We start from the raw sequence: 21,087 nt of genomic DNA, 5'->3' as shown, positions 1-21,087 counted from the left end.
TGCTATTTTTCTCTATGGCCTTCATCACCAAAAGGTCGTGCTTGAGGGATCGCAGGAGGTTGAGCATCAGAAGGTGGTTCAGGGGGCAAAATATCACCAGCAGAAAGAATTTCCTCAATTAAAGGAATAAGCTTATTTAACGTTTGATGTTTGCGGAACGCTTCTCGGCAGGCAAGACGAACCTCTCGATCGGGGGAAATTACTTTATATGATGCAATTTTAAATGCGACAGGAACCACAGTTTCAAATTTGATGATATCAGCAATATCATAGACAAACGATAAAGGCTTTCCTGTATGTAAAAAGCCAATTGCAGGAGCATAACCAGCCGCCAAAATAGCAGCCTCTGTGACACCATATAAACAAGCTGTTGCCGCACTAATACAACGGTTAATGATATCTCCTGCCTCCCAATCTTTTGGATCATAACGCCGACCATTCCAATCGACGTTAAATTCTTTCGCTAACATTTGATACTGTTTTCTAACTCGCGCGCCTTCGATTCCTCTTAGTTGATCAACACTTCGTTTTAATGGTGCTGGCTCACCAAAACGAAGTTCAAACATTTTACGCACAACTTTTAGTCGTAAATCATTATCTAACGCTAATTTTGCCTGATAAAGTAATCTATCTGAACGCGCACCACCAGGTTGTCCCACAGAATAAAGCCGAACACCTGCCTCACCCACCCATATCAATAACGTACCTGTTGTTGCTGCTAATTTAACCGCAGCATGGCTAATACGTGTACCCGGTTCCAATAAAAGACAAGCCAGCGAACCTACTGGAATAAGCATTCTTTCGCCATTAACTCCATCAATAACAACGAACGCTCCATCTTTTACATCAATTCGTCCCATGCCAATAAAAATCATTGAGTAACGATCTTTAATTGGAATAGGCTTTAAAGGAATAAACGCCATTAAATAGCCCTAATTAGCATTAACCCACAGCCAAAGGCTTTTGCTCTACCAAATCCTTGTTGGTATTGTTGCCAAAAAAGAGCGGGGTCTTCAATCGTAAAGATACCTTGGTAATCAACAGAAGAAAAAGCCATTATTTTTCCTGACGATTTTTTAATCCGTTCGGGCGTATAAGCTTTAATATCTGGCAAATGATTTAATGAAATCCCCCACTTATTTAAACGCTCTTCAGAACTTATCCAATTTAATGCTGCTTGCTGCATTAAATTATGAATATCATCTTGATTATAATTGTTGGCACTTAATTGAGCCTGCTTTTTAGCATGCATAAGAACATCATGACGATGGCGTTTTCCTTCTTTATCGGTAATACAAATAGTAGGATTTGCCCTTAAAGAAAAAGCCAATTTCATTTTTGTAATCAGTTTAGGTAAAAAAGGTTTTATTTCTATTTTAAAAAAACGGTGTTGCATAATTGGCGGTACAGAAGAAAGTATATAAAAAGTAGGTGTTCCATTTTTATCCATTTCTACCCGATAAAGAAATGAGCGTTCAGTTTCCTCAGTAAATAACTGCCATAATAACTGATGAATTGTATATCCTGACTGCCGTTCATTCGCGAGTAACGAGTGTAAATAGTCAATGGAGCCTCCTATTGTAACTCTAGACAAGTACATTATTCACCCTCCTTTTTTACACTCATTTGGTACATTTCACGTTGGCGAAATTGCCAGTGCTGCCTATTTACAGGCTCATCCCATGGGTGAAGTGTCATAATATTTTCACCTTCAATATCTTGATAATTTCCTTCCCAAAAATAGGTCATCCATCCATTTGCACTAAACCAATAATTATCCGCTTTATCTGATGTTGTTATATTGGGAAATTGAGTATCTAAAGCATCTCGCAGTTGTTCTGTTTCCACTATTTGAGGCATCATGGGTAAAGATAATGGACAAGATTTGCGCCCTAAACTAAGTATATAAACTGGTTTTAATAATGCATCTTGGAGTTGTTTGAGCGTATACCGTGGAATCTCAGTTAATTTAATGGCAACAATCCATATTGCATCACATCGATAATCTCGACTTGATAAAACCGTATTCAGATCTCTTTCAGCTAATTCACTACGCCGAGTTGAATGAATAACATTTTTTCGTGTAGAAGGTACTTGTGCCGTATGAAAATCTCTTAATAGCGTACTTGGCACTATTTGTTTTGTAGCAATTAAAATACTTTGCTGCAATTGAACTAATTTCTGTTCATCCTCTCGCTTAATTCCTAACGCGGCACCAAGAAATCCTAAAATAGCAGAACGTGAAGGTGCAAGTCCTGTTTGCCTGTCACCTCCAACGGCAGGTAGCCCCCAACTAGCAAGCGATCCATAAAGACGAAACACAAGATATTGAGCCATGATATCTCCTTATGACTCAGCAACAAATTGCATTAATTCAGAAAGTGAACCTTCTCCTTTTGCAACATTTAGCTGATAACGTGAGTCAGCACACACACCATAAACTTTATCAAAATTCTCCATTCGAGAAATTAATGAATCAATAGCTGCTGTTTCCATATCTTCATCATCGATAGGTTTTAAAAATGCAACGGATAAAGAACGAGGTTGATAACTTCCCTTCTCTGCAAGAACATAGCTAGCATAAGCGCGAGAAGCAAAGCTATTTTGTTTTCCTGTTGGTGAAACTTTAATTGCTACTTCTGTTAATGCTTGAATAGCTTTATTTGCTAATTCTTCATTACCTTCTAAAGATTCAATTAACTGAGTTTTATTAATGCATATATAACTATAAAAAAGTGCGGCAGCGAATCCTAATTCCCCTATATGAGCAGACCCCATATCTGATTGACCGTCATTTAAATCGTCAACTGCGGTAAAATAGTCGTCTTCAACAACCGTACTATGGACACTAATAGCGTGAGCAACTTGGCAAGCCGCTTCAACACTAAACTTACTTGAGTCTTTTCCATCTTTGAGTGTTAGCATTCTACCAAATAACGCTATATCAACAGATGTGCTTATTGTTTTTAAACTCTTAAGTTCTTTTTCCGTTGGATTTCTTTTTTCATCTATTAATTTCTTAACTAAATCAAATGCTATTTCTTCTTCTAAGTGACTAATATGAACTAGTTGTTTTGTTTTTAAAAAATTCTTTTTATCGGTATCTAATGTTCCATATTCCTTCATCATTAATTCAGTCCATTTTTGTGCATCTTTTTCTGAAATTTCACCTTTCAGTAATTGATTATAAATTTTCAAACCAAACTCTCTGGTACGTACGCCTATTTTATTTTCCAAAGAATTAACAAATAACTCAGATGTACGCCAATGACGTTTTAAACTTTGTGAACTTATTCTTAAACGTTCAAAACCCCCCATTCTTGCTGTTTTTGGTCGCCCTAAATCATCACGATTTAAATTAGAAGGTGCGTATGAAGTTAAAAAATGTAATTGAATAAATTGGCTCATTTCATTTCCTTATTAAATTAATAAAACAGTTAAACAGCTGCTTGATAATATTTCATTGCCCATTCAACAATAATTTGTTTATTTGTTTGCACAAAACGGATACGTTGTTTTTCTAAAACCCATTTTTCAATATCTTGGCTTATTGATGAAATAGCTGCTTTGCCTTTAATTTGAATTAAAATTCTTCTTAAGCGTCTTATAAATTCATCGTATGTTCGAGATGATTGAAGCTGTAGAAAACGTGATTCACTAATAGCCGATTTTTTGCTGTCATCTTTTTCACCTGCAATCGTAGCAAAATGCTTCTCACTGTTTTGAGTGACATAAACTAATACCGCGGCAATGACTGCCCAACGTTCAATATCTTCTCTGCTTGCTTGATTAATAAGCTCAGAGGGAAAACTCAACCATAATGCACGAAACCCTTCAGTCAACATAATTGCAGTAATTGAGTCGCATCGCTTTAATTCTGCTTTATACCGATTTGGGGCAGGTAAAATATTTTTCTTCCTTAATTCATCTGGTGATAAAAATAGGCTTTCCCACCAACGTAATACACACGTTTTTAATTCTGGATGATTATACAAAGTTATATTATTTGATTGATAGAGTTCCATTTTCCTCTCCACTCATTTTAGTGATTTTAAAATCAACAATAAATTTCTTAATTGCTTTATTACCATAAATATCTTTAATTAAACTTTGTCTAGCCTTAATGCATCCACTTATTGCACCCAGTGTTTCCAATGAAGAAAGTGCATATTCATCAAAAATAGAAAGACAAATATTTCTTATACCATTTAACCATTTACTTGCTTGTTCTGCTGTTAAATAGTCATTTCCTTGTGTTTTTTCAATTATATTTTGTACGGTTTCAAAAAATAGACTTTCACTTCTTTGCCAAAAAGTTAAATCAATAAAACTCATATCACCACTTATATCTTTAGGGCTACTAAACCATGCTGCTTTTATTTTATTTTTAACACTCTTCAAACATTCACTGGTCAATGTTTGGATAAGTTTTATTTCATTGATTATTTTATTATGATATTTTTCATCAATATTAAAAATCGGCATTTCTAAAGCATACCAACCCCGAGGTTTCATATTATCCATATCATAACCAAAAATAAGTAATCTTGGTTTTTTAGTTAATACTAATAATTGACAAAGTTTTAAATAATGGCTGACGACAGAAGCACATTTTTGTCCATTTTCACTACTTGATAAAAGTAATCTATCCCATAAATTATAATGAATTCCACCTTGTTTCCCTTTAATTGGATTAGGAAAACTGTCTACTTTTTTAGTATCCCAAGTATAAGGTGTTAATGGATGTAACCATCCTTCTTGATAATCTAATCCGTAATTTTTAGTTAAATAGTATTGAACTGTGATATTACTATTTTTACCACTAATTTGACAAATTGCAGATTTATTTTCTATCTGTAATCTTATTCTACGAGGCATAGCCCAATACATATACAGTGGATGAACATCTTTCGGAAAAACATTCTCCCCTTTTCCCTCTTTTAAATTTAATGGTACTAACCAGGGAAAAACACTGCCATCATAAAAATTTGGCTCACTATACTCCCAAAAGTCGCGATTAATTATATTTAACCATAGTTTTTGCCATAGCGTTGACTGTGTATCGGTAGGTGATATCAATGTAGTTAAAGGGCCACCTCCCCTTAAACTTACTAGATGACCTTTCCCTCCACTAGGTGCATTTATCTGTAGAGTAAATAATGCTAATACTGCCATTTCTAATGACATCACATCAGCAATACCTCGTTTAATAAAATGATCAGTATTCTGCTTTACTCCATTTTCACCAGGCGCATCAATTAATAACTGCGCTATTGGTATATTTTTTTGCTCTTCTAAAGAAGAAAAATCCTGCATAAATAAAGGGGTATTTCCCGTTACATTAAAAGCATGAGCGACTTTATCAAAGGCACTTTTTAGTGTGTTATCTGAAGGTGGCGTTTCAAAATATGTTTCCCACTCATCTTCATCTTCTGGTGCAAATACCGTTTGCAATAACCCGATTGCAAATTGGTAAGCAGCACCTTGAAAATCAGCTCTATTTAAGGAAAAGTCGATAATATCAGGATGAGAAATAGCTGAGATAGGAAGAGTTTTTATTTCTCCATTACGAAAACGAAAAGGCAACCAAGGTTGATTAATAATATTCATGACAATTCCCGTCTTTCACTAAAACCAATTAAAGGATCATATTGATAATTTATATCATCTTCTGGTATCCACAATTGTAAATAGCGAGTTTGTGGATATTGTTTATTTATCTTTTCTTTTATATTTTCAGTTACAGTCGTGAGTTTATCGGCATATTTATTTTTTGAAATTTTCACAGTACTTAAAGCAATAGAAAAATCAGAGTCATCTACCCAAGGGAGATAATTATCGTCTATTTTCTTTAATAAAAGAATATTAGCTATTTCGATATCACTATATCGAGTACTTATATCATAGTAATCTTCTGTCCAAAATTCCGAACTCTCTTCACTGTAGCCTTTATTTAATTTTAATAGTTGTAATTGAGCTTTTACAGCTTTTGCTCTTTGCTCACCTAAACTGTTATTTTCTTGTCGAATTAATGATAGTGGAATTTCATTATAAGTATTATCACTGTAAACTGACTCAATTAATTGTCGCGCATCATGTGGCATTTTTATTTCACCTAGCTGTATTAAACTTCTTAACGTTAACCATAAACGCCCAGGGGAACGGTAAACAGCTTCTGTTGATGAAAAGTTTTCTGTGAGCCAACTGCTTATTGGATCGTTTGTAAATATGGGTGCATGTACATACAGCACTGGGGATGCTCGTCCATCTTGAATATTCGATACATAATCCCCGTTCATTGTACGAGTATGACGATGTAAACGCCCAGAGCGTTGAATAAGATCATCAATTGGGCAAATATCTGAAATCATAATATCTGCATCGGCATCTAAACTTTCTTGGAAAACTTGAGTTGCAATTAATACCGTGCCTTTTCTTTGTTGAGCAGTACTTTTTTTTCCAAATCGTTTTAAAACTTGCTCTTCGTGATTTTTTCTATCATGTAATATAAAGCGGCTATGAAATAGCAGGCAATTATTTTGATTTTCAGGTAACCTTTGATTTATATCACGATATGCTTTAATGGCATCATTAACCGTATTTCTAATCCAAACAATACAATTTCCACTATTTACTGCATTCACTATAATATTAATACAGTCTTGTTCTTCATTTATTATTTCGACTTTTACTTGTCGGGTGACTTCCTTTCTACTTTCCAAAGGATATTCCATCATTGCTACTTCGGGGAAATAGGTTAAGTGTGTTGCTAATGGAAAACTTTTTGACTGTATCATTTTTTGTGGCTGATCTAGTGCATCAAACCAACTATTAATAATTCTTTGTCTTTGCTTAAGTGATAAAGTGGCTGTCAATAGAATAACAGAACCACCTTGATATAGATGTGCAGATAATAGATTTTCAATGATTTCAAACATAAACTCATCTGCTGAATGAATTTCATCAAAGATGATAACTTTTCTATTTAATCCTAATAATCTTAAAGGTTGATGCCGCCTAGGAAGCATCGCTAGTAAAGCTTGATCCAGCGTTCCGACACCAACTGTTGCTAATAACGCTTTTTTTCGAGAATCTGATAGCCACTGATAGCATTGTGCCGAAGCCGTATTATCTCGATTATTATATTGTTCGTTTCCATCTCTAATAATACTGGTAAATTGTTCATTCATAATGCTAGCGCCATGGGCTAGTACAATACTTGGTGCTTCGCTATTTTTATCAAATAGTCTAGTATAATAATTGACAATTCTTGAGAACATGGCATTAGACGTCGCCATTGTAGGTAAACCAAAATAGAATCCATCAGCAACATCAGCCTCCATTAATCGATGAGCTAATGTTAATGCTGCTTCTGTTTTCCCAGCCCCCGTAGTGTCTTCTAATATAAAAAGCTGGGGATATTTATTTATTGGTACTTTTTCAGCCCATTGCTGTAATGGTGTAGGTTTATAACCAAAATTATACTCAACAGAAATAAAAGGAGATATTTGATAATCTCGCTTAAAACCACTTGATAATATAGCTTTTTCTGCTTGCTTTAAAGTTAATAACCAATACTCAGATAATGAAATTTTATTTTTATAATAAGGAAAATATTCATTATTAGAACCAATCCAGTCAGAAAGTGTTGCCATTCCAGCAAGAAGCCATGATATCTGTTTTAATCTACCCAGCCACTCTTTATCATAAAAAAATGTTGCTGAAATACTAGGATTAAATAACTTAAAAGCATCACAAGCAAAATTAACCGCCGCATTTTCATTGTTTTTATGGATAAAGTTTTCCATATACTCAATATCATTCTTGTTAATTGGTTTACCGTGATGGCCTAATACTGTTTCAATCATTATCAAAAAACCATTTGATAATTTACGGTTATTATAATCACCATCAGGTATTACTAAAGAGAAAACCGTTTCTTTTATTTGCATCCAAAAATAATAACCTAAACGATCATGGCGGTAATTTTTTCCATCGTAAGAAAATCGACTTTCAGGAATTTGCTTTTTATCGATAATATTTTTACCGATATATTGAAATGAAGAGGAAAATTTACCAATATCATGAAGGGAGAGTATAAAGTAAAATAATTTAGAGAAATCTTCAGCGTTAATTTGCAAAAAATCAGAAATATCTTTTACAATTTTTGTATCTGCTGAAAATAATATAGAGCCAACAGCTGCCACATCAAGGCTATGATAGGGAAGCAAGTGATAACACTCACTATTATTGTCTGATTTAAATTTACCCCAATAGCTATAATAGTCTCTATTCATATTAACCTAATTACTATTTCTTCATATTTTAAAGTTTATAATGAATAAAAACTATTTTCTTCATTTAATACTAAAAACTAGACCTACCCCTATTTATTTATAACTCTAATACTTTATCCAGCATACGACCAATAATTTAAAAAATATAATATTAATGTTAATAATGATAAAAAATACTAGCTATTACTTATTTATTGTCTCAAATAAAATTAGGAAAAATAAATATTTAAGAATCATTATCCCCGTGCATACGGGGAACACGTAGGACGTTGAAACATCGATAGGAGATAAAAGCGGTTTATCCCCGTGCATACGGGGAACACTGTTCTATGCCCGAAACCCACATTAAATTCACCGGTTTATCCCCGTGCATACGGGGAACACGACCTGCGTTACGCATCGCCGATAACACGTTACGGTTTATCCCCGTGCATACGGGGAACACGCAAGAAACGGGATCACCAATACAAACAATCCCGGTTTATCCCCGTGCATACGGGGAACACTAAGAAACCTGCCACTTATCACCGTAAAGAAACGGTTTATCCCCGTGCATACGGGGAACACTCAGGTTTGCAGGAGGAAAGACTTGTTTAAAGCGGTTTATCCCCGTGCATACGGGGAACACTTATGTACATGAACATCATTGATATCTGAGTGCGGTTTATCCCCGTGCATACGGGGAACACTCTGTTTCAGAGTCAATTAACCACCATGCACCCGGTTTATCCCCGCGCATACGGGGAACACAACCATTTTCATTGTTAGCCCATGCGAAAACGCGGTTTATCCCCGTGCATACGGGGAACACTCTATGACTATGGGTTTAGAGGAAAACCTGTTCGGTTTATCCCCGTGCATACGGGGAACACCTCATCGATAGATCGCTCAGTGTTACAGGCGACGGTTTATCCCCGTGCATACGGGGAACACAGCACCATTATCTACCGCGCTATTCATATAGTCGGTTTATCCCCGTGCATACGGGGAACACTCTAATCATAATAGATTGAATATAAAAAAGAAATTTAACTCTCTTTTTTTACCAAAAAGAATAAAAAAACGCCCTAATGAATTAACTTCAATAAGGCGCTCTATTTAACTTAATGAATAAAGTAACTAGCGAACAATAATACCCAATAAGATCCCGATAACACCAAAGTCTGCATCACTAAATGTGGTGTTAGCAATACCGATATCACCAAGTACAGGTAATAGGAATACAGGTAAGAACGTAATTAATAAACCTTGAACAAATGCACCTAAAATCGCACCGCGACGCCCACCTGTTGCATTACCAAATACCCCTGCTGTTGCACCCACGAAGAAGTGAGGAACAACACCCGGAATGATCACCGTCCAATCTAAGGCATACAGAATGAACATACCGATAACACCAGCAGCAAAGCTACTTAAAAAGCCGACCAATACCGCATTAGGTGCATAAGGGAATACCACTGGGCAGTCTAACGCTGGTTTGGCATTAGGCACTAACTTATCTGAAATGCCTTTAAATGCAGGAACGATTTCCGCAATCACCATACGCACACCTTGCAGAATAATATAAACACCCGCTGCAAAAGTTATAGATTGCATTAATGAGAACATAAACCAGTTTTTGCCACCACTGACTTCACGAACAAAAGCATCACCCGCAAATAAACACGTAATGATAAAGATAATGCCCATAGTAAAGGCGATGGCAACAGGCGTATCACGTAAAAATAGTAAGCTTTTGGGCACATTCATCTCTTCGGTTGAATGCTCTTTATTACCAAATTTACTGCCGATAAAACCAGCAACAACATAAGAAATAGTGGAGAAGTGCCCTAATGCAACATCATCAGAGCCAGTAATTTTTTTCATATAAGGATGTGCAATGGCTGGGAAAAACACCATTGAAATCCCAACAACTAATGAACCTACCGCAACTAATACTGTGCCTTCTAAGCCCGCAGTTGCCAAAATAACCGCCACCATCATCGACATAAATAATGTATGGTGACCTGTTAAGAAAATAAATTTCCACGGCGTTAAACGTGCAATTAAGATATTAATCAACATGGCAAAAAACATAATTAATGCCATCTCTTTACCAAAGCTTTTTTGTGCAATAGAGACAATCGCCTCATTATTAGGCACAACGCCTTGAATACCGAATGCATGTTGGAAAATCGTTGAGAAATCACCCAGTGAGTTAATAACAAGTCCTGCACCAGCACCTAAAATCACAAAACCCATAATGGTTTTTACGGTACCTTTAATACATTCTGTAACTGGTTTTTTTTGAGCAATTAAACCAATCAATGCGATCAAGCCGACTAGAATAGCAGGCTCTGAAAGCACATCACTCATTAGAAAGCGGAAAAAGTCCATGATAGGCTCCTTATAACGCGCCTAATTCACGTAACGCGACTGAAAGCTTCTCTTTCATCGCCACTTTGTCAATCATATTATCCAATGAAACCACTTTTCCATTTACTGCTTGTGAATTAAGTTGCTCTGCAATATCACGCGTTCCAACATAGATATCACTTGGGGTGCCTTTTGCTGATCCCAGATCAACGTGATCTACATCTGCATTCACAGCAAGATCTTTTAGGATACTTTTGATGCTCATTTCCATCATTAAGCTACTGCCTAAACCATTTCCACACACAACTGTAATTTTCATGATATTCCCCTTGGTAATTTTAAATTGTCATTAATAGTTGTTGATAACGGCTAATACATCCGCTTTGCTTTTCGCATTAAATAACGATTGAATGTCTTTATCGTTATCAAAAAGTTCAGCTAATTTCATAATGGCATTAATATGGCTATCGTTATCAGTTGCCGCTAAAACAATTAGTAATTTCACCGGATCGTTTTCATCAGCACCAAATTCAACACCTTGCTCAACAATCGTTAATGCAAGTGAAAGTTGATTAACACCATCTTCAGGACGCGCATGAGGCATCGCAATACCAGGACCTAATACATAATATGGCCCTATTTTCTCGTGTGATTTGTAAATCGCATCGATATAACGAGGTTCAATACAACCTTTATCAATTAATGGCTGACACGCCACTTTAACAGCTTCTCGCCAATCGCTAACGTTTGGAACCACTTGCACCACATCAGGCGTTAATAACGTTTTAAGCATACTTGTAACCTCGATAAGACTCTCTTTGAGCTTCGTTATTAAGGATAGTAATCATTAATGGTAGCGCTATCTAGATAGATCATTCGTAATTGTGATAGCGCTATCATTTTAATGAAATGTTAATTGCAGAAAATGCCAACAATTGACACTGTATTGTTTCAGCATAATAGGAAGATTTCAGGTAGGATCTGCGGTTAATAAAATAGGCTAAGCAAGCATAATCACACATGATCAAAACACGTAAGCGCCGAAATACAGGTCGCGTCACATTACAAGATGTCGCTAAACACGCGGGGGTAGGTTCAATGACCGTTTCTCGTGCATTGCGAACCCCTGAATTAGTTTCTGATAAATTACGAGAAAAAGTGAATCAAGCGGTAGAAGAACTTGGCTATATTCCTAACGCCTCGGCAGGCGCTTTAGCTTCCGCTCAAAGCCATATTATTGCAGTACTTCTGCCTTCTTTTACGGATAGAGCCAGTGCTGATTTTATGCAATCTTTACAGCAAATATTAAATCGCCATCAATATCAAATTTTGGTTGGTTGTTATGAACATCAACCCCATAAAGCCAGTGATGTGATAAATATGCTCTTGCAAAGCAATCCTGCTGCATTAATCGCTTTTGGTTCACAATTAAGTCCTGCTCATTTTTTACATATTAGTAATGCCAATGTGCCTGTGGTCAGTGTAGTCAGTCAATCTAATGAACAAGCGGCAATCAGCATTGATTGCTCTTATGAACAAGCAGCTTTTGATTTAACAAGTCATTTAGTAGCTCAAGGAAGGCGTTGTATTGGTTATATTGGCGCATTACAAGGACAGCGTTTACACCACCAGCAAATTACAGGATGGTCGCGAGCATTACTGAAAAATTATTTAAATGCAGAACAAAGTGTTACGACGCCTGATCCTGCATCAATGGCTTATGGTAGACAAGCTTTAAGCGAAATTTTATTACGCCAACCTGAATTAGATGCCGTTATTTGTAGTCATGAAAGTATTGCGCTAGGAATAATTTTTGAGTGCCAGAGACGTTTGATTAAGATCCCTCAAGATCTGGCAATTGCGTGTTTAGAAGGTTCTGATAATAGTGATCAGATATCCCCTTCTCTCACGTCAATTCGGTTTGATTATCCCAAAATGGGAAAAGAAGCAGGAAAACATCTGATAGCCCTTTTACAACGCTTAAGAGACGAAGATGATAACGCTATATTCGAAGATACCGTTATCAACTATGCTTATCGCTTTGAAATAGGGCAGAGTACCCCTTAATCGACGGTTTCTCGGGTTTCTAAGCGAGTGCTGTTATTACGCGTTAACCAAAGAGAAAGTGCTTTTAGTGAGTCTGGCGTGAATTCATCACAGCGCTCAGTAATTTCAGAGGGAGTTAACCAACACACTTCCTCAATTTCTTCTGCTTGCAATGCAAACGGTCCATGAGAAACACAGCTAAACAAGCTTCCCCATACACGGCAACTTTCATCATCATAATAAAATTGACCATGCTCAGCAAAAGGGACTCCTGCAATACCTAACTCTTCTTCTGCTTCACGACGTGCACTTTCAAGTAAATTCTCACCTTGTTGAACCACACCACCCGCAGTAGCATCTAACCAACCGGGATAAAAATCTTTTATTTCAGTTCGACGCTGCGCCAAGATTTTCCCCATTCCATCATGAACAACGATATAAGTTGCTCTATGTCTTAGATTTTCAGCTCGCATTTGTTGACGTGTTGCTTGTGCAACGACTTCATTTTTATCATCAACAATATCAACCCATTCAATCAATGCCGTCTTTTCTTGTTCCATCCTCAACAAACCTTTTTTAACCGATACTAAACGATCGTAATTTTTATCCTGAATATACCAAAATCACTATTTTTCACCACTACAATAATCATACGTAACTTGTTTTATCCATCTTGCACTTTTTTGCTTTTTATGATGTTAAAAGGCAGACTGTGATTATATTGTTTATTTAGTGCCTACTTTATTTTGGAGCTTTTAATGATTGACTTATATTATGCAGATACCCCAAATGGCCAAAAAATAACGCTTTTTCTTGAAGAAACTGGCATACCTTATCAGTTACATCGCATTGATATTAGTAAAGGTGATCAATTTAAACCTGAATTTTTAGCCATTTCACCCAATAATAAAATTCCCGCTATTGTAGATAACTCACCTGTTGATGGAGGTGAACCTATCTCTATTTTTGAATCAGGTGCTATTCTTATCTATCTAGCTGAGAAAAGTGGCAAATTGCTCAGCCAGAATTTACGAGAAAAAACAACACAACTACAATGGCTGTTTTGGCAAGTGGGTGGTTTTGGCCCTATGTTGGGGCAAAATCATCACTTTACCCGTTATGCCACAGAAAAAGTTCCTTATGCGATTAAACGTTATACTGAAGAAACACAGCGTTTATATAGCGTATTAGAGAAAAGATTAGCGCATTCACTTTATCTTGGTGGCAAAGAGTACAGCATTGCGGATATTGCTACATATACATGGGCTCGTCTGCACGATCACCACAATATTGATTTGGCAAATTATCCAGCGATTGATAAATGGCTAAACAACATTAACCAGCGCCCAGCAGCGAAAAAACTCTTTGGTTAATATAAGCAATTCATATATCAGGATGATATTTATTCTTTATCAAGCAAGAAGATCAGGAGGATTGTGATGAAAATACTTATCACAGGTGGTACAGGATTAATTGGTAAAGCATTAGTTTGTGAGCTTGCACTCGTCAATAATGATATTACGGTGCTTTCTCGTTCGCCTCAAAAAGTTTATTCACATTTTTGTAATGAAATCACCTGTTGGACTCAACTCAACGACAAACAAAATCTTAATGAGTTTGATGCCGTTATTAATCTTGCTGGAGAGCCTATTGCTGATAACCGTTGGACCCCCTCTCAAAAACAAAAGCTGGTTAATAGCCGTTGTCATTTAACCCAGAAATTGGTTGATTTGATTAAGGCTAGTGATTGTCCCCCTGCTGTTTTTATTTCGGGTTCTGCGGTAGGTTTTTATGGTGATCAACGTGATACTCGAGTCACAGAAGAGACACCAGCAAATCCTGAATTTACACACGAGCTTTGTGCAAAATGGGAACGCATTGCGCTTGAAGCTCAAACACCATTAACTCGAGTTTGCTTGTTGCGTACAGGAATTGTACTTTCAACGCTCGGCGGCGCACTGCCTAAAATGAGCAAACCTTTTAAGTTAGGATTAGGTGGCAAATTGGGAAGCGGAAAACAGTATATGCCGTGGATCCATATTGATGATATGGTCAATGCGATTGTTTTCTTGCTTAAGACCCAAGATGCTAAAGGCGCGTTTAACTTAACAGCACCTAACCCTGTACAAAATAAAGAGTTTACTCGCCTATTAGGAAAAGCTTTTAACCGCCCAGCCTTAATGACAGTTCCCGAAAGTGTATTACGTCTAGTGATGGGAGAAAGCGCCACATTAGTATTAGGTGGACAACAAGCTATACCTGAAAAATTACTCAGTGCTGGCTTTGAATTTCGTTACCCACACTTAGAAGAGGCATTAAAAGATATTATTACCACAGGAAAATGATCTCTTTTATATTCTCAATAATTCGAAATAGGTATTCTACGGAATAGATACTCTAAATAATTCAAGATGCAGCTAGGCGACAAGTGAATGAGTCGCTAGGAGCATACAATAGTATGTGACTAGTGTGAATGAATGTAGTCAACAACGCTGCACCTTGAAGTATGACGAGTATACTTAGCGAGTCGGCTTATCCCCTTCCCACCGTTGAAATAAATCATCAGGTAAATCAATATCAAACTGATCAAGTACACGATTCACAGTTTGATTAACAATATCATCAATTGTTTTAGGCTGAAAATAGAATGCAGGTACTGGGGGCATAATTACGGCGCCTAACTCAGAAGCTTGCGTCATTAATCGCAAATGACCCAAATGCAGAGGTGTTTCACGCACACATAACACTAACTTACGCCCTTCTTTTAATACCACATCTGCAGCACGAGTGACTAAGGTATCTGTATAGCTATGAACAATACCTGACAGGCTTTTGATTGAGCAAGGTAATATGACCATTCCATTGACACGAAACGATCCTGAAGAGATAGATGCGCCAATATCGCGATCGTCATAAATCACATCCGCTAAAGCATGAATATCTTTTAGCGAATAATCAGTTTCTAATGAAATAGTACGGCGTGCAGCTTGGCTAATCACCAAATGTGTTTCAACTGACGGCACAGATTTTAGTATCTCTAATAAACGTATACCGTAAATTGCACCACTAGCACCTGTTAGCCCAACTATCAGCTTTTTCATTATAATCCTCAGAATATATACCTTTGTTAATCATTATGATGATTAACCCTCAAAAAACAAGCGTCGATGCAGAACACACTGGCATCGACGCTTTATAAGGAAGGTATCTTACCGAAAAATCAGCCTTCGTTATAGATTTCCAAATTTTCTATTTCATTCTGATCACGAATTTTATGTTCATCATCACGACGTAGATTTTCTAAATAATCCAAGTAATCTTGGTCGATATCTTTCGTAATATAAACACCATCAAATACAGAACATTCAAACTGATTAATATCAGGATTCTCTTCTTGTACTGCGGCGATTAAATCAGTGAGATCTTGGAAAATAAGTCCATCAGCACCAATTAATTTACGAATCTCATCCACTTCACGTCCATGAGCAATAAGCTCATTGGCATTTGGCATATCAATACCATACACATTAGGGAAGCGAACTTCTGGCGCTGCGGAGGCAAAATAGACTTTCTTCGCACCCGCTTCTCTTGCGAGTTCGACAATTTGCTCTGACGTTGTGCCACGTACAATAGAGTCATCAATCAACAGAACATTTTTATCACGAAACTCTGCGCGATTTGCATTCAATTTACGCCTAACTGACTTACGACGCTCTTGCTGGCCCGGCATAATAAAGGTACGACCAACATAGCGATTTTTTACAAAGCCTTGGCGATAAGGTTTATTGAGAATATGAGCTATTTCTAAGGCAATATCACAAGATGTTTCAGGGATTGGGATCACAACATCAATATGTAAATCATCCCACTCTTTGGCAATTTTAGCGCCTAATTTCTGCCCCATGCGTAAACGCGCATTATAAACCGAAATTTTATCGATAAAGGAATCAGGGCGAGCAAAGTAAACATACTCAAACAGACAAGGCATTAACTGCGGATTTTCAGCACATTGGCGAGTAAAGAGTTGTCCTTGCTCTGTGATATAAACTGCTTCACCCGGTGCAACGTCACGTAAAAATTCAAAACCTAACGTATCAAGTGCAACACTTTCAGATGCAACCATATATTCATGGCGACCATCTTCTAAGGTACGTTTACCCAATACTAAAGGACGAATACCAAAGGGATCACGAAAAGCCAGTAAGCCATGACCGATGATCAAAGCGACACAAGCATAAGCCCCGCGGAGTTTTTTATGCATTGCTGCAACGGCGGCAAAAATATTATCAGGCTCAAGCGGAAAATGGTCAAAACGGTCTAATTCATATGCTAATACATTGAGTAATATTTCAGAATCAGAGGTGGTATTGATATGGCGACGCGCTGTTTCAAATAATTGGCGACGTAATAAATGCGCATTGGTTAAATTACCATTGTGCGCCAACGTAATACCAAAAGGTGAATTCACATAAAAAGGTTGCGCTTCTGATGCACTAGAACTACCCGCTGTTGGATAACGGACATGCCCTATCCCGATAGTACCTTTTAAACGCAACATATGACGAGTTTCGAACACATCTTTAACCAGTCCGTTCGCTTTGCGAAGACGGAAACCGTTGTTACCGTCTATCGTTGCAATGCCTGCTGCATCTTGACCTCGGTGTTGTAACACCGTTAACGCATCATAAATTGATTGGTTTACTGGATTAGCTCCAGCGATACCGACAATACCGCACATGAATAGATCCTCATCAGCCAGACGGAGAGGTTATATTCTCTCCGACACGAAACTTGACGCATTTTGCAGGTAGTCAAAGAACCACCTAATAATATGGTTGAATTGAGGAATAAGCTCAGAACGTTGCCAATCAGCGCTATCTGCCATAGGCGTAAACGCGCCTAAAACAAAAAGTAATGCTGAGACTATCAGCACGCCTCTTAAAGCCCCGAAACAGACCCCCAATACACGATCTGTACCTGATAACCCTGTGCGTTGAACAAGAGAGCTAATCACATAATTCACAACGGCACCGACAATCAGTGTCGCAATAAATAACGTAACTATTGCAATCCCGTTACGAACCAGCTCATCTTCAAACCGGGTAAAATAGACGGCAAGATAAGGATAAAACTGACTAGCAACAAAGAAACCACAACCCCAGGTGATGAGTGACAATGCTTCACGAACAAAGCCACGGATCAGGCTGACTAATGCGGAAAAACCAATAATGGCAATGATGGCGTAATCTATCCAGACCATAAATTCTTTATCCAATAATGATGCTCCGCATTAATACGGAAGCATTCTAACAGAAAACGAAAACGTTTGCGTAATGCTAATTTTCGCTAAATTCAAAATAATTTACGGCGATATGAAAAATCATAATCGCCGCAATAAGTTAACGCTTTGTTACATCACTCATCTGATGACTCGTTTAGAAAAAATTAAGGCTTATATGCCCTTACCTCACCTTGTAAGCCCGTAAGCTCTTTTAAATGAGGCAAAATAGCCTGTAATTCTGACTTAGATGCGCTAGGGCCAATGTAAATTCGAGTCACTTGTCCTGCAACTGGGCGTGCAGGTATGGTATATACTGGATAACCTGAGAAATGCATTTTCGCAATAATTTCTTCTACCTTCGCCGCATTTTTCAACGCACCTAATTGAACAACCCAAGCCTCGCCTTTCGGTGGCTTAGTTTCTTGCACTGGAGGTGCTGGTGGTTGTACTGGTGGCGTAACCACAGCAGGAGGCTCTGGTTGCGGTTGTGGTTGCGACGGTTGTACTGGTGGTGTAGCAGGTACAACAGCAGGTGGTTCAGGTGTTGTAACCGCAGGTTGCTCAACGCCTGTCACTGCTTCAGAAAGCATACCTTCAGATGCGCCTTCTGATGGAGTAGAAGGCACTGCGGTTTGCTCTATCGGGGCGATAGATTCTATTTCTTGCTCATCACCTGGTTTGGGTACTAAAGGAATAGAGGCGAACTGGTCTTCGTTATATTTCTTATCGCCGTCGAGCAGTGCAGGTAAAAAAATAACCCCTACTGCCACCAATACAACGGCACCGACTAAGCGATTTTGAAATTTACTCGCCACCCACACTCTCCTTTTCCAAAAGTTCCATCACATGCGCGACAGTATGAAATGAGCCACAAACCACAACAATATCGTTAGGAGCGGCATCAGACATTGCTTGTTGCCATGCATTTTCAACACTATCGAATACCATTGGTTTCTCAAGATGTTGAGCTAATACATCAGCAGAAGCACCACGAAACTCATTAAGTGGAGCGACATACCAATGATCAGCCAATGGTGTTAAGCACGCTAATGTTCCTGCTATATCTTTATCACCCAGCATACCAACAACAATACGCACTTGAGTATCAGATTTTTGTGGTAATTGTGATAATTTTTCCGCTAAATATCCTGCAGCATGAGGATTATGAGCCACATCAAAAATAACCAAAGGATGTTGAGAAATTACCTGAAAACGACCCGGTAATTGTGCACGAGACATACCTTCGACAATACTTTGCTGTGTTATTGATTGGCTGACTTTGTCATCAGATTTGAGCAAGCAACGAATAACACCCATTGCTGTCGCCGCATTGGCTAACGGAATATTAGGGATTGGCAACGTATCAAATTTACAGTCAACACTACGCCAATGCCAGTGATCACCTTCAATAACAAAAGACCAATCTGTTCCACGACGGAAAAGCTTAGCTTGTTTTTCATTGGCAACTTGAGCAATGGAATGAGGCATATCAGGCTCACCCACAACAGCATAATGATTGGCTCGGAAAATACCGGCTTTCTCGTGACCAATATGCTCTCTATCGGCACCTAACCAATCAGTGTGATCGAGGGCAATACTTGTGATAGCAGCAATATCTGCATCAACGATATTCGTTGCATCTAACCGACCGCCTAATCCTACTTCAAGAATAACAACATCAAGTTGTGCTTGTTGAAATAACTTCAGCGCAGCCAGAGTGCCATATTCAAAAAAAGTGAGCGATATATCGCCTCTAGCTTGTTCGATTTCTGCAAAGACTTCACAAAAAGCATCTTCGGAGAGTTCTTTACCTTGGATACGAACGCGTTCTGTATAACGAACAAGATGTGGGGAGCTATAAACGCCGACTTTCAATCCTGATGCTATCAAGATTGATTCTAGCATATGGCAGGTTGTGCCTTTTCCATTTGTGCCTGAGACAGTGATTACCTTAGGCGCAGGACGTAACACGTTCAATATTTTTCCTACCTTGCCTACTCGCTCTAACCCCATATCAATGGCGCTAGAGTGTAAATGTTCAAGATAAGAAAGCCACACCGACAAAGGCGATGTGGCTTTAGGAGCAGTTATGATATTAGACATCTTCTTTTTTATTCGTTTCGATGTTAATTTCTGGCTCGTTGTCTGTAGATTCAATTTCATCAGCAATCATTTCTTCACCGATGATTTCATTTTCATCTTCGACTAAATCATACTGAGTCAGCTTAGCCAGTAATTCAGCCAGCTCATCACGCATTTCAGGACGGCGAATAATCATATCAATCGCCCCTTTTTCTAGTAGGAACTCACTGCGTTGGAAACCAGCAGGCAGTTTTTCACGTACTGTTTGTTCAATAACACGAGGGCCTGCAAAACCAATGAGTGCTTTAGGTTCAGCAACGTTGATATCACCTAACATCGCTAAACTTGCAGAAACGCCACCCATTGTGGGGTCAGTCATAACTGAAATATAAGGTAAACCACGCTCTTGCATTTTTGCTAATGCTGCACTGGTTTTTGCCATTTGCATTAATGACATCAGCGCTTCTTGCATACGAGCGCCACCACTTGCAGAGAAGCAAATTAATGGGCAGTTATCTTCTAGTGCTTGTTCAACAGCACGAACAAAACGTGCCCCCACAACAGAAGCCATCGAACCGCCCATAAACGCAAATTCAAAGGATGCAGCAACAACTGGCATCTTTTTCAGCGTTCCTTTCATCACGATTAATGCATCTTTTTCTTGCGTTTGTTTTTGAGCAGTGCTGATTCTGTCTTTGTATTTTTTAGAGTCTCGGAATTTCAGAATATCTTTAGGCTCTAATTCGCTACCTAATTCTGTTGTACTTCCTGTATCAAGGAAAGTCTCAAGGCGACGGCGCGCTGAAATGCGCATATGGTGATCACATTTAGGACAAACCTCTAAATTGCGCTCTAATTCTGCGCGATAGAGTACCTGCCCACAGCTGTCACATTTAGTCCAAACCCCTTCAGGGATATTGGCTTTACGTGAACTTGTGATAGTGCTTTTGTTTAGAATTTTTTCAATCCAGCTCATTAATGGACCTTTTCGTCTGAATCTGACCTTCGCCAGTAAAATTATTGTTA

20 protein-coding genes and 1 CRISPR repeat array are annotated in these 21,087 nt (G+C 38.0%); of the genes, 3 read left to right on the top strand and 17 right to left on the bottom strand.

The features are described from left to right. Positions 1 to 2: 2 nt before the first annotated feature. The 10 genes from cas1e to CBE70_RS04980 form a co-directional block, all read right to left on the bottom strand. The gene (cas1e, locus tag CBE70_RS05025) at positions 3 to 923 is read right to left on the bottom strand and encodes a type I-E CRISPR-associated endonuclease Cas1e (protein WP_100158470.1); all 921 of its coding nucleotides are present in this window, start codon (positions 921 to 923) and stop codon (positions 3 to 5) included. Beyond that, positions 923 to 1,600, bottom strand: coding sequence for a type I-E CRISPR-associated protein Cas6/Cse3/CasE (gene cas6e, locus CBE70_RS05020; RefSeq protein ID WP_100158469.1), 678 nt, complete (start codon positions 1,598 to 1,600; stop codon positions 923 to 925). Before cas6e ends, cas1e begins: the two co-directional genes overlap by 1 nt. Next, complete coding sequence (cas5e, locus tag CBE70_RS05015) at positions 1,600 to 2,337, bottom strand: type I-E CRISPR-associated protein Cas5/CasD (protein WP_100158468.1); 738 nt, start codon at positions 2,335 to 2,337, stop codon at positions 1,600 to 1,602. Before cas5e ends, cas6e begins: the two co-directional genes overlap by 1 nt. A gap of 9 nt (positions 2,338 to 2,346) precedes the next feature. Further along, on the bottom strand, positions 2,347 to 3,408 hold the full coding sequence (gene cas7e / locus CBE70_RS05010) for a type I-E CRISPR-associated protein Cas7/Cse4/CasC (RefSeq protein ID WP_100158467.1): 1,062 nt from the start codon (positions 3,406 to 3,408) through the stop codon (positions 2,347 to 2,349). Positions 3,409 to 3,437: 29 nt separating this feature from the next. Then, the gene (casB, locus tag CBE70_RS05005) at positions 3,438 to 4,025 is read right to left on the bottom strand and encodes a type I-E CRISPR-associated protein Cse2/CasB (RefSeq protein ID WP_100158466.1); all 588 of its coding nucleotides are present in this window, start codon (positions 4,023 to 4,025) and stop codon (positions 3,438 to 3,440) included. After that, positions 4,003 to 5,610, bottom strand: coding sequence for a type I-E CRISPR-associated protein Cse1/CasA (gene casA / locus CBE70_RS05000; RefSeq protein WP_100158465.1), 1,608 nt, complete (start codon positions 5,608 to 5,610; stop codon positions 4,003 to 4,005). The genes casB and casA overlap by 23 nt, the downstream gene beginning before the upstream one ends. Next, complete coding sequence (locus CBE70_RS04995; protein ID WP_100158464.1) at positions 5,607 to 8,297, bottom strand: CRISPR-associated helicase/endonuclease Cas3; 2,691 nt, start codon at positions 8,295 to 8,297, stop codon at positions 5,607 to 5,609. The genes casA and CBE70_RS04995 overlap by 4 nt, the downstream gene beginning before the upstream one ends. Positions 8,298 to 8,529: 232 nt before the next feature. After that, a CRISPR array of direct repeats spans positions 8,530 to 9,291; the repeat unit is 29 nt; unit sequence CGGTTTATCCCCGTGCATACGGGGAACAC. A 125-nt stretch (positions 9,292 to 9,416) separates the two neighbouring features. Then, positions 9,417 to 10,673, bottom strand: a complete 1,257-nt coding sequence (locus CBE70_RS04990) for a PTS ascorbate transporter subunit IIC (RefSeq protein ID WP_099073795.1) — start codon at positions 10,671 to 10,673, stop codon at positions 9,417 to 9,419. A gap of 10 nt (positions 10,674 to 10,683) precedes the next feature. Continuing rightward, complete coding sequence (locus CBE70_RS04985; protein ID WP_036935547.1) at positions 10,684 to 10,971, bottom strand: PTS sugar transporter subunit IIB; 288 nt, start codon at positions 10,969 to 10,971, stop codon at positions 10,684 to 10,686. 30 nt (positions 10,972 to 11,001) lie between these two features. Then, a complete protein-coding gene (locus tag CBE70_RS04980) occupies positions 11,002 to 11,445 on the bottom strand; it encodes a PTS sugar transporter subunit IIA (protein WP_100158463.1) in 444 nt (147 codons plus the stop codon). Positions 11,446 to 11,672: 227 nt separating this feature from the next. On the opposite strand from CBE70_RS04980, the gene CBE70_RS04975 reads away from it, so the two are divergent. Further along, a complete protein-coding gene (locus CBE70_RS04975) occupies positions 11,673 to 12,719 on the top strand; it encodes a LacI family DNA-binding transcriptional regulator (protein WP_100158462.1) in 1,047 nt (348 codons plus the stop codon). Here the strand turns inward: CBE70_RS04975 and yfcD are convergent. Beyond that, positions 12,716 to 13,258 (bottom strand): NUDIX hydrolase YfcD, encoded by a 543-nt coding sequence (gene yfcD / locus CBE70_RS04970; protein ID WP_100158461.1) that lies wholly within the window; start codon positions 13,256 to 13,258, stop codon positions 12,716 to 12,718. The two genes, CBE70_RS04975 and yfcD, sit on opposite strands and share 4 nt — an antisense overlap. A 198-nt stretch (positions 13,259 to 13,456) precedes the next feature. Between yfcD and CBE70_RS04965 the strand changes: the two genes are divergently transcribed. Next, complete coding sequence (locus tag CBE70_RS04965; RefSeq protein WP_100158460.1) at positions 13,457 to 14,071, top strand: glutathione S-transferase N-terminal domain-containing protein; 615 nt, start codon at positions 13,457 to 13,459, stop codon at positions 14,069 to 14,071. Positions 14,072 to 14,137: 66 nt separating this feature from the next. Beyond that, positions 14,138 to 15,043: a TIGR01777 family oxidoreductase gene (locus tag CBE70_RS04960; RefSeq protein ID WP_100158459.1), complete on the top strand. Its 906-nt coding sequence runs from the start codon at positions 14,138 to 14,140 to the stop codon at positions 15,041 to 15,043. A gap of 174 nt (positions 15,044 to 15,217) precedes the next feature. On the opposite strand, the gene CBE70_RS04955 is transcribed toward CBE70_RS04960, so the two are convergent. The 6 genes from CBE70_RS04955 to accD all read right to left on the bottom strand — a co-directional run bounded on the left by CBE70_RS04955 (position 15,218) and on the right by accD (position 21,037). Next, a complete protein-coding gene (locus CBE70_RS04955) occupies positions 15,218 to 15,799 on the bottom strand; it encodes a UbiX family flavin prenyltransferase (RefSeq protein ID WP_100158458.1) in 582 nt (193 codons plus the stop codon). Between the two features lie 119 nt (positions 15,800 to 15,918). Next, a complete protein-coding gene (purF, locus tag CBE70_RS04950) occupies positions 15,919 to 17,436 on the bottom strand; it encodes an amidophosphoribosyltransferase (RefSeq protein WP_075670606.1) in 1,518 nt (505 codons plus the stop codon). Positions 17,437 to 17,466: 30 nt separating this feature from the next. Next, positions 17,467 to 17,958: a colicin V production protein gene (cvpA, locus tag CBE70_RS04945; protein WP_023581692.1), complete on the bottom strand. Its 492-nt coding sequence runs from the start codon at positions 17,956 to 17,958 to the stop codon at positions 17,467 to 17,469. 185 nt (positions 17,959 to 18,143) lie between these two features. After that, positions 18,144 to 18,794, bottom strand: coding sequence for a cell division protein DedD (gene dedD / locus CBE70_RS04940; protein WP_100158457.1), 651 nt, complete (start codon positions 18,792 to 18,794; stop codon positions 18,144 to 18,146). After that, positions 18,784 to 20,082, bottom strand: coding sequence for a bifunctional tetrahydrofolate synthase/dihydrofolate synthase (gene folC, locus CBE70_RS04935; protein ID WP_100158456.1), 1,299 nt, complete (start codon positions 20,080 to 20,082; stop codon positions 18,784 to 18,786). Before folC ends, dedD begins: the two co-directional genes overlap by 11 nt. Next, on the bottom strand, positions 20,075 to 21,037 hold the full coding sequence (accD, locus tag CBE70_RS04930; protein ID WP_100158455.1) for an acetyl-CoA carboxylase, carboxyltransferase subunit beta: 963 nt from the start codon (positions 21,035 to 21,037) through the stop codon (positions 20,075 to 20,077). Before accD ends, folC begins: the two co-directional genes overlap by 8 nt. Positions 21,038 to 21,087: the final 50 nt, after the last annotated feature.

The organism is Proteus columbae (assembly GCF_002777965.1).
Lineage (GTDB): Bacteria > Pseudomonadota > Gammaproteobacteria > Enterobacterales > Enterobacteriaceae > Proteus > Proteus columbae.
This window is presented reverse-complemented; position numbering and strand designations above follow the sequence as displayed.

Bases quoted from the DNA above. Each gene is read 5' to 3' on its own strand.
- cas1e (WP_100158470.1), bottom strand. From the start codon at position 923: ATGGCGTTTATTCCTTTAAAGCCTATTCCAATTAAAGATCGTTACTCA.
- cas6e (WP_100158469.1), bottom strand. From the start codon at position 1,600: ATGTACTTGTCTAGAGTTACAATAGGAGGCTCCATTGACTATTTACAC.
- cas5e (WP_100158468.1), bottom strand. From the start codon at position 2,337: ATGGCTCAATATCTTGTGTTTCGTCTTTATGGATCGCTTGCTAGTTGG.
- cas7e (WP_100158467.1), bottom strand. From the start codon at position 3,408: ATGAGCCAATTTATTCAATTACATTTTTTAACTTCATACGCACCTTCT.
- casB (WP_100158466.1), bottom strand. From the start codon at position 4,025: ATGGAACTCTATCAATCAAATAATATAACTTTGTATAATCATCCAGAA.
- casA (WP_100158465.1), bottom strand. From the start codon at position 5,610: ATGAATATTATTAATCAACCTTGGTTGCCTTTTCGTTTTCGTAATGGA.
- CBE70_RS04995 (WP_100158464.1), bottom strand. From the start codon at position 8,297: ATGAATAGAGACTATTATAGCTATTGGGGTAAATTTAAATCAGACAAT.
- CBE70_RS04990 (WP_099073795.1), bottom strand. From the start codon at position 10,673: ATGGACTTTTTCCGCTTTCTAATGAGTGATGTGCTTTCAGAGCCTGCT.
- CBE70_RS04985 (WP_036935547.1), bottom strand. From the start codon at position 10,971: ATGAAAATTACAGTTGTGTGTGGAAATGGTTTAGGCAGTAGCTTAATG.
- CBE70_RS04980 (WP_100158463.1), bottom strand. From the start codon at position 11,445: ATGCTTAAAACGTTATTAACGCCTGATGTGGTGCAAGTGGTTCCAAAC.
- CBE70_RS04975 (WP_100158462.1), top strand. From the start codon at position 11,673: ATGATCAAAACACGTAAGCGCCGAAATACAGGTCGCGTCACATTACAA.
- yfcD (WP_100158461.1), bottom strand. From the start codon at position 13,258: ATGGAACAAGAAAAGACGGCATTGATTGAATGGGTTGATATTGTTGAT.
- CBE70_RS04965 (WP_100158460.1), top strand. From the start codon at position 13,457: ATGATTGACTTATATTATGCAGATACCCCAAATGGCCAAAAAATAACG.
- CBE70_RS04960 (WP_100158459.1), top strand. From the start codon at position 14,138: ATGAAAATACTTATCACAGGTGGTACAGGATTAATTGGTAAAGCATTA.
- CBE70_RS04955 (WP_100158458.1), bottom strand. From the start codon at position 15,799: ATGAAAAAGCTGATAGTTGGGCTAACAGGTGCTAGTGGTGCAATTTAC.
- purF (WP_075670606.1), bottom strand. From the start codon at position 17,436: ATGTGCGGTATTGTCGGTATCGCTGGAGCTAATCCAGTAAACCAATCA.
- cvpA (WP_023581692.1), bottom strand. From the start codon at position 17,958: ATGGTCTGGATAGATTACGCCATCATTGCCATTATTGGTTTTTCCGCA.
- folC (WP_100158456.1), bottom strand. From the start codon at position 20,082: ATGTCTAATATCATAACTGCTCCTAAAGCCACATCGCCTTTGTCGGTG.
- accD (WP_100158455.1), bottom strand. From the start codon at position 21,037: ATGAGCTGGATTGAAAAAATTCTAAACAAAAGCACTATCACAAGTTCA.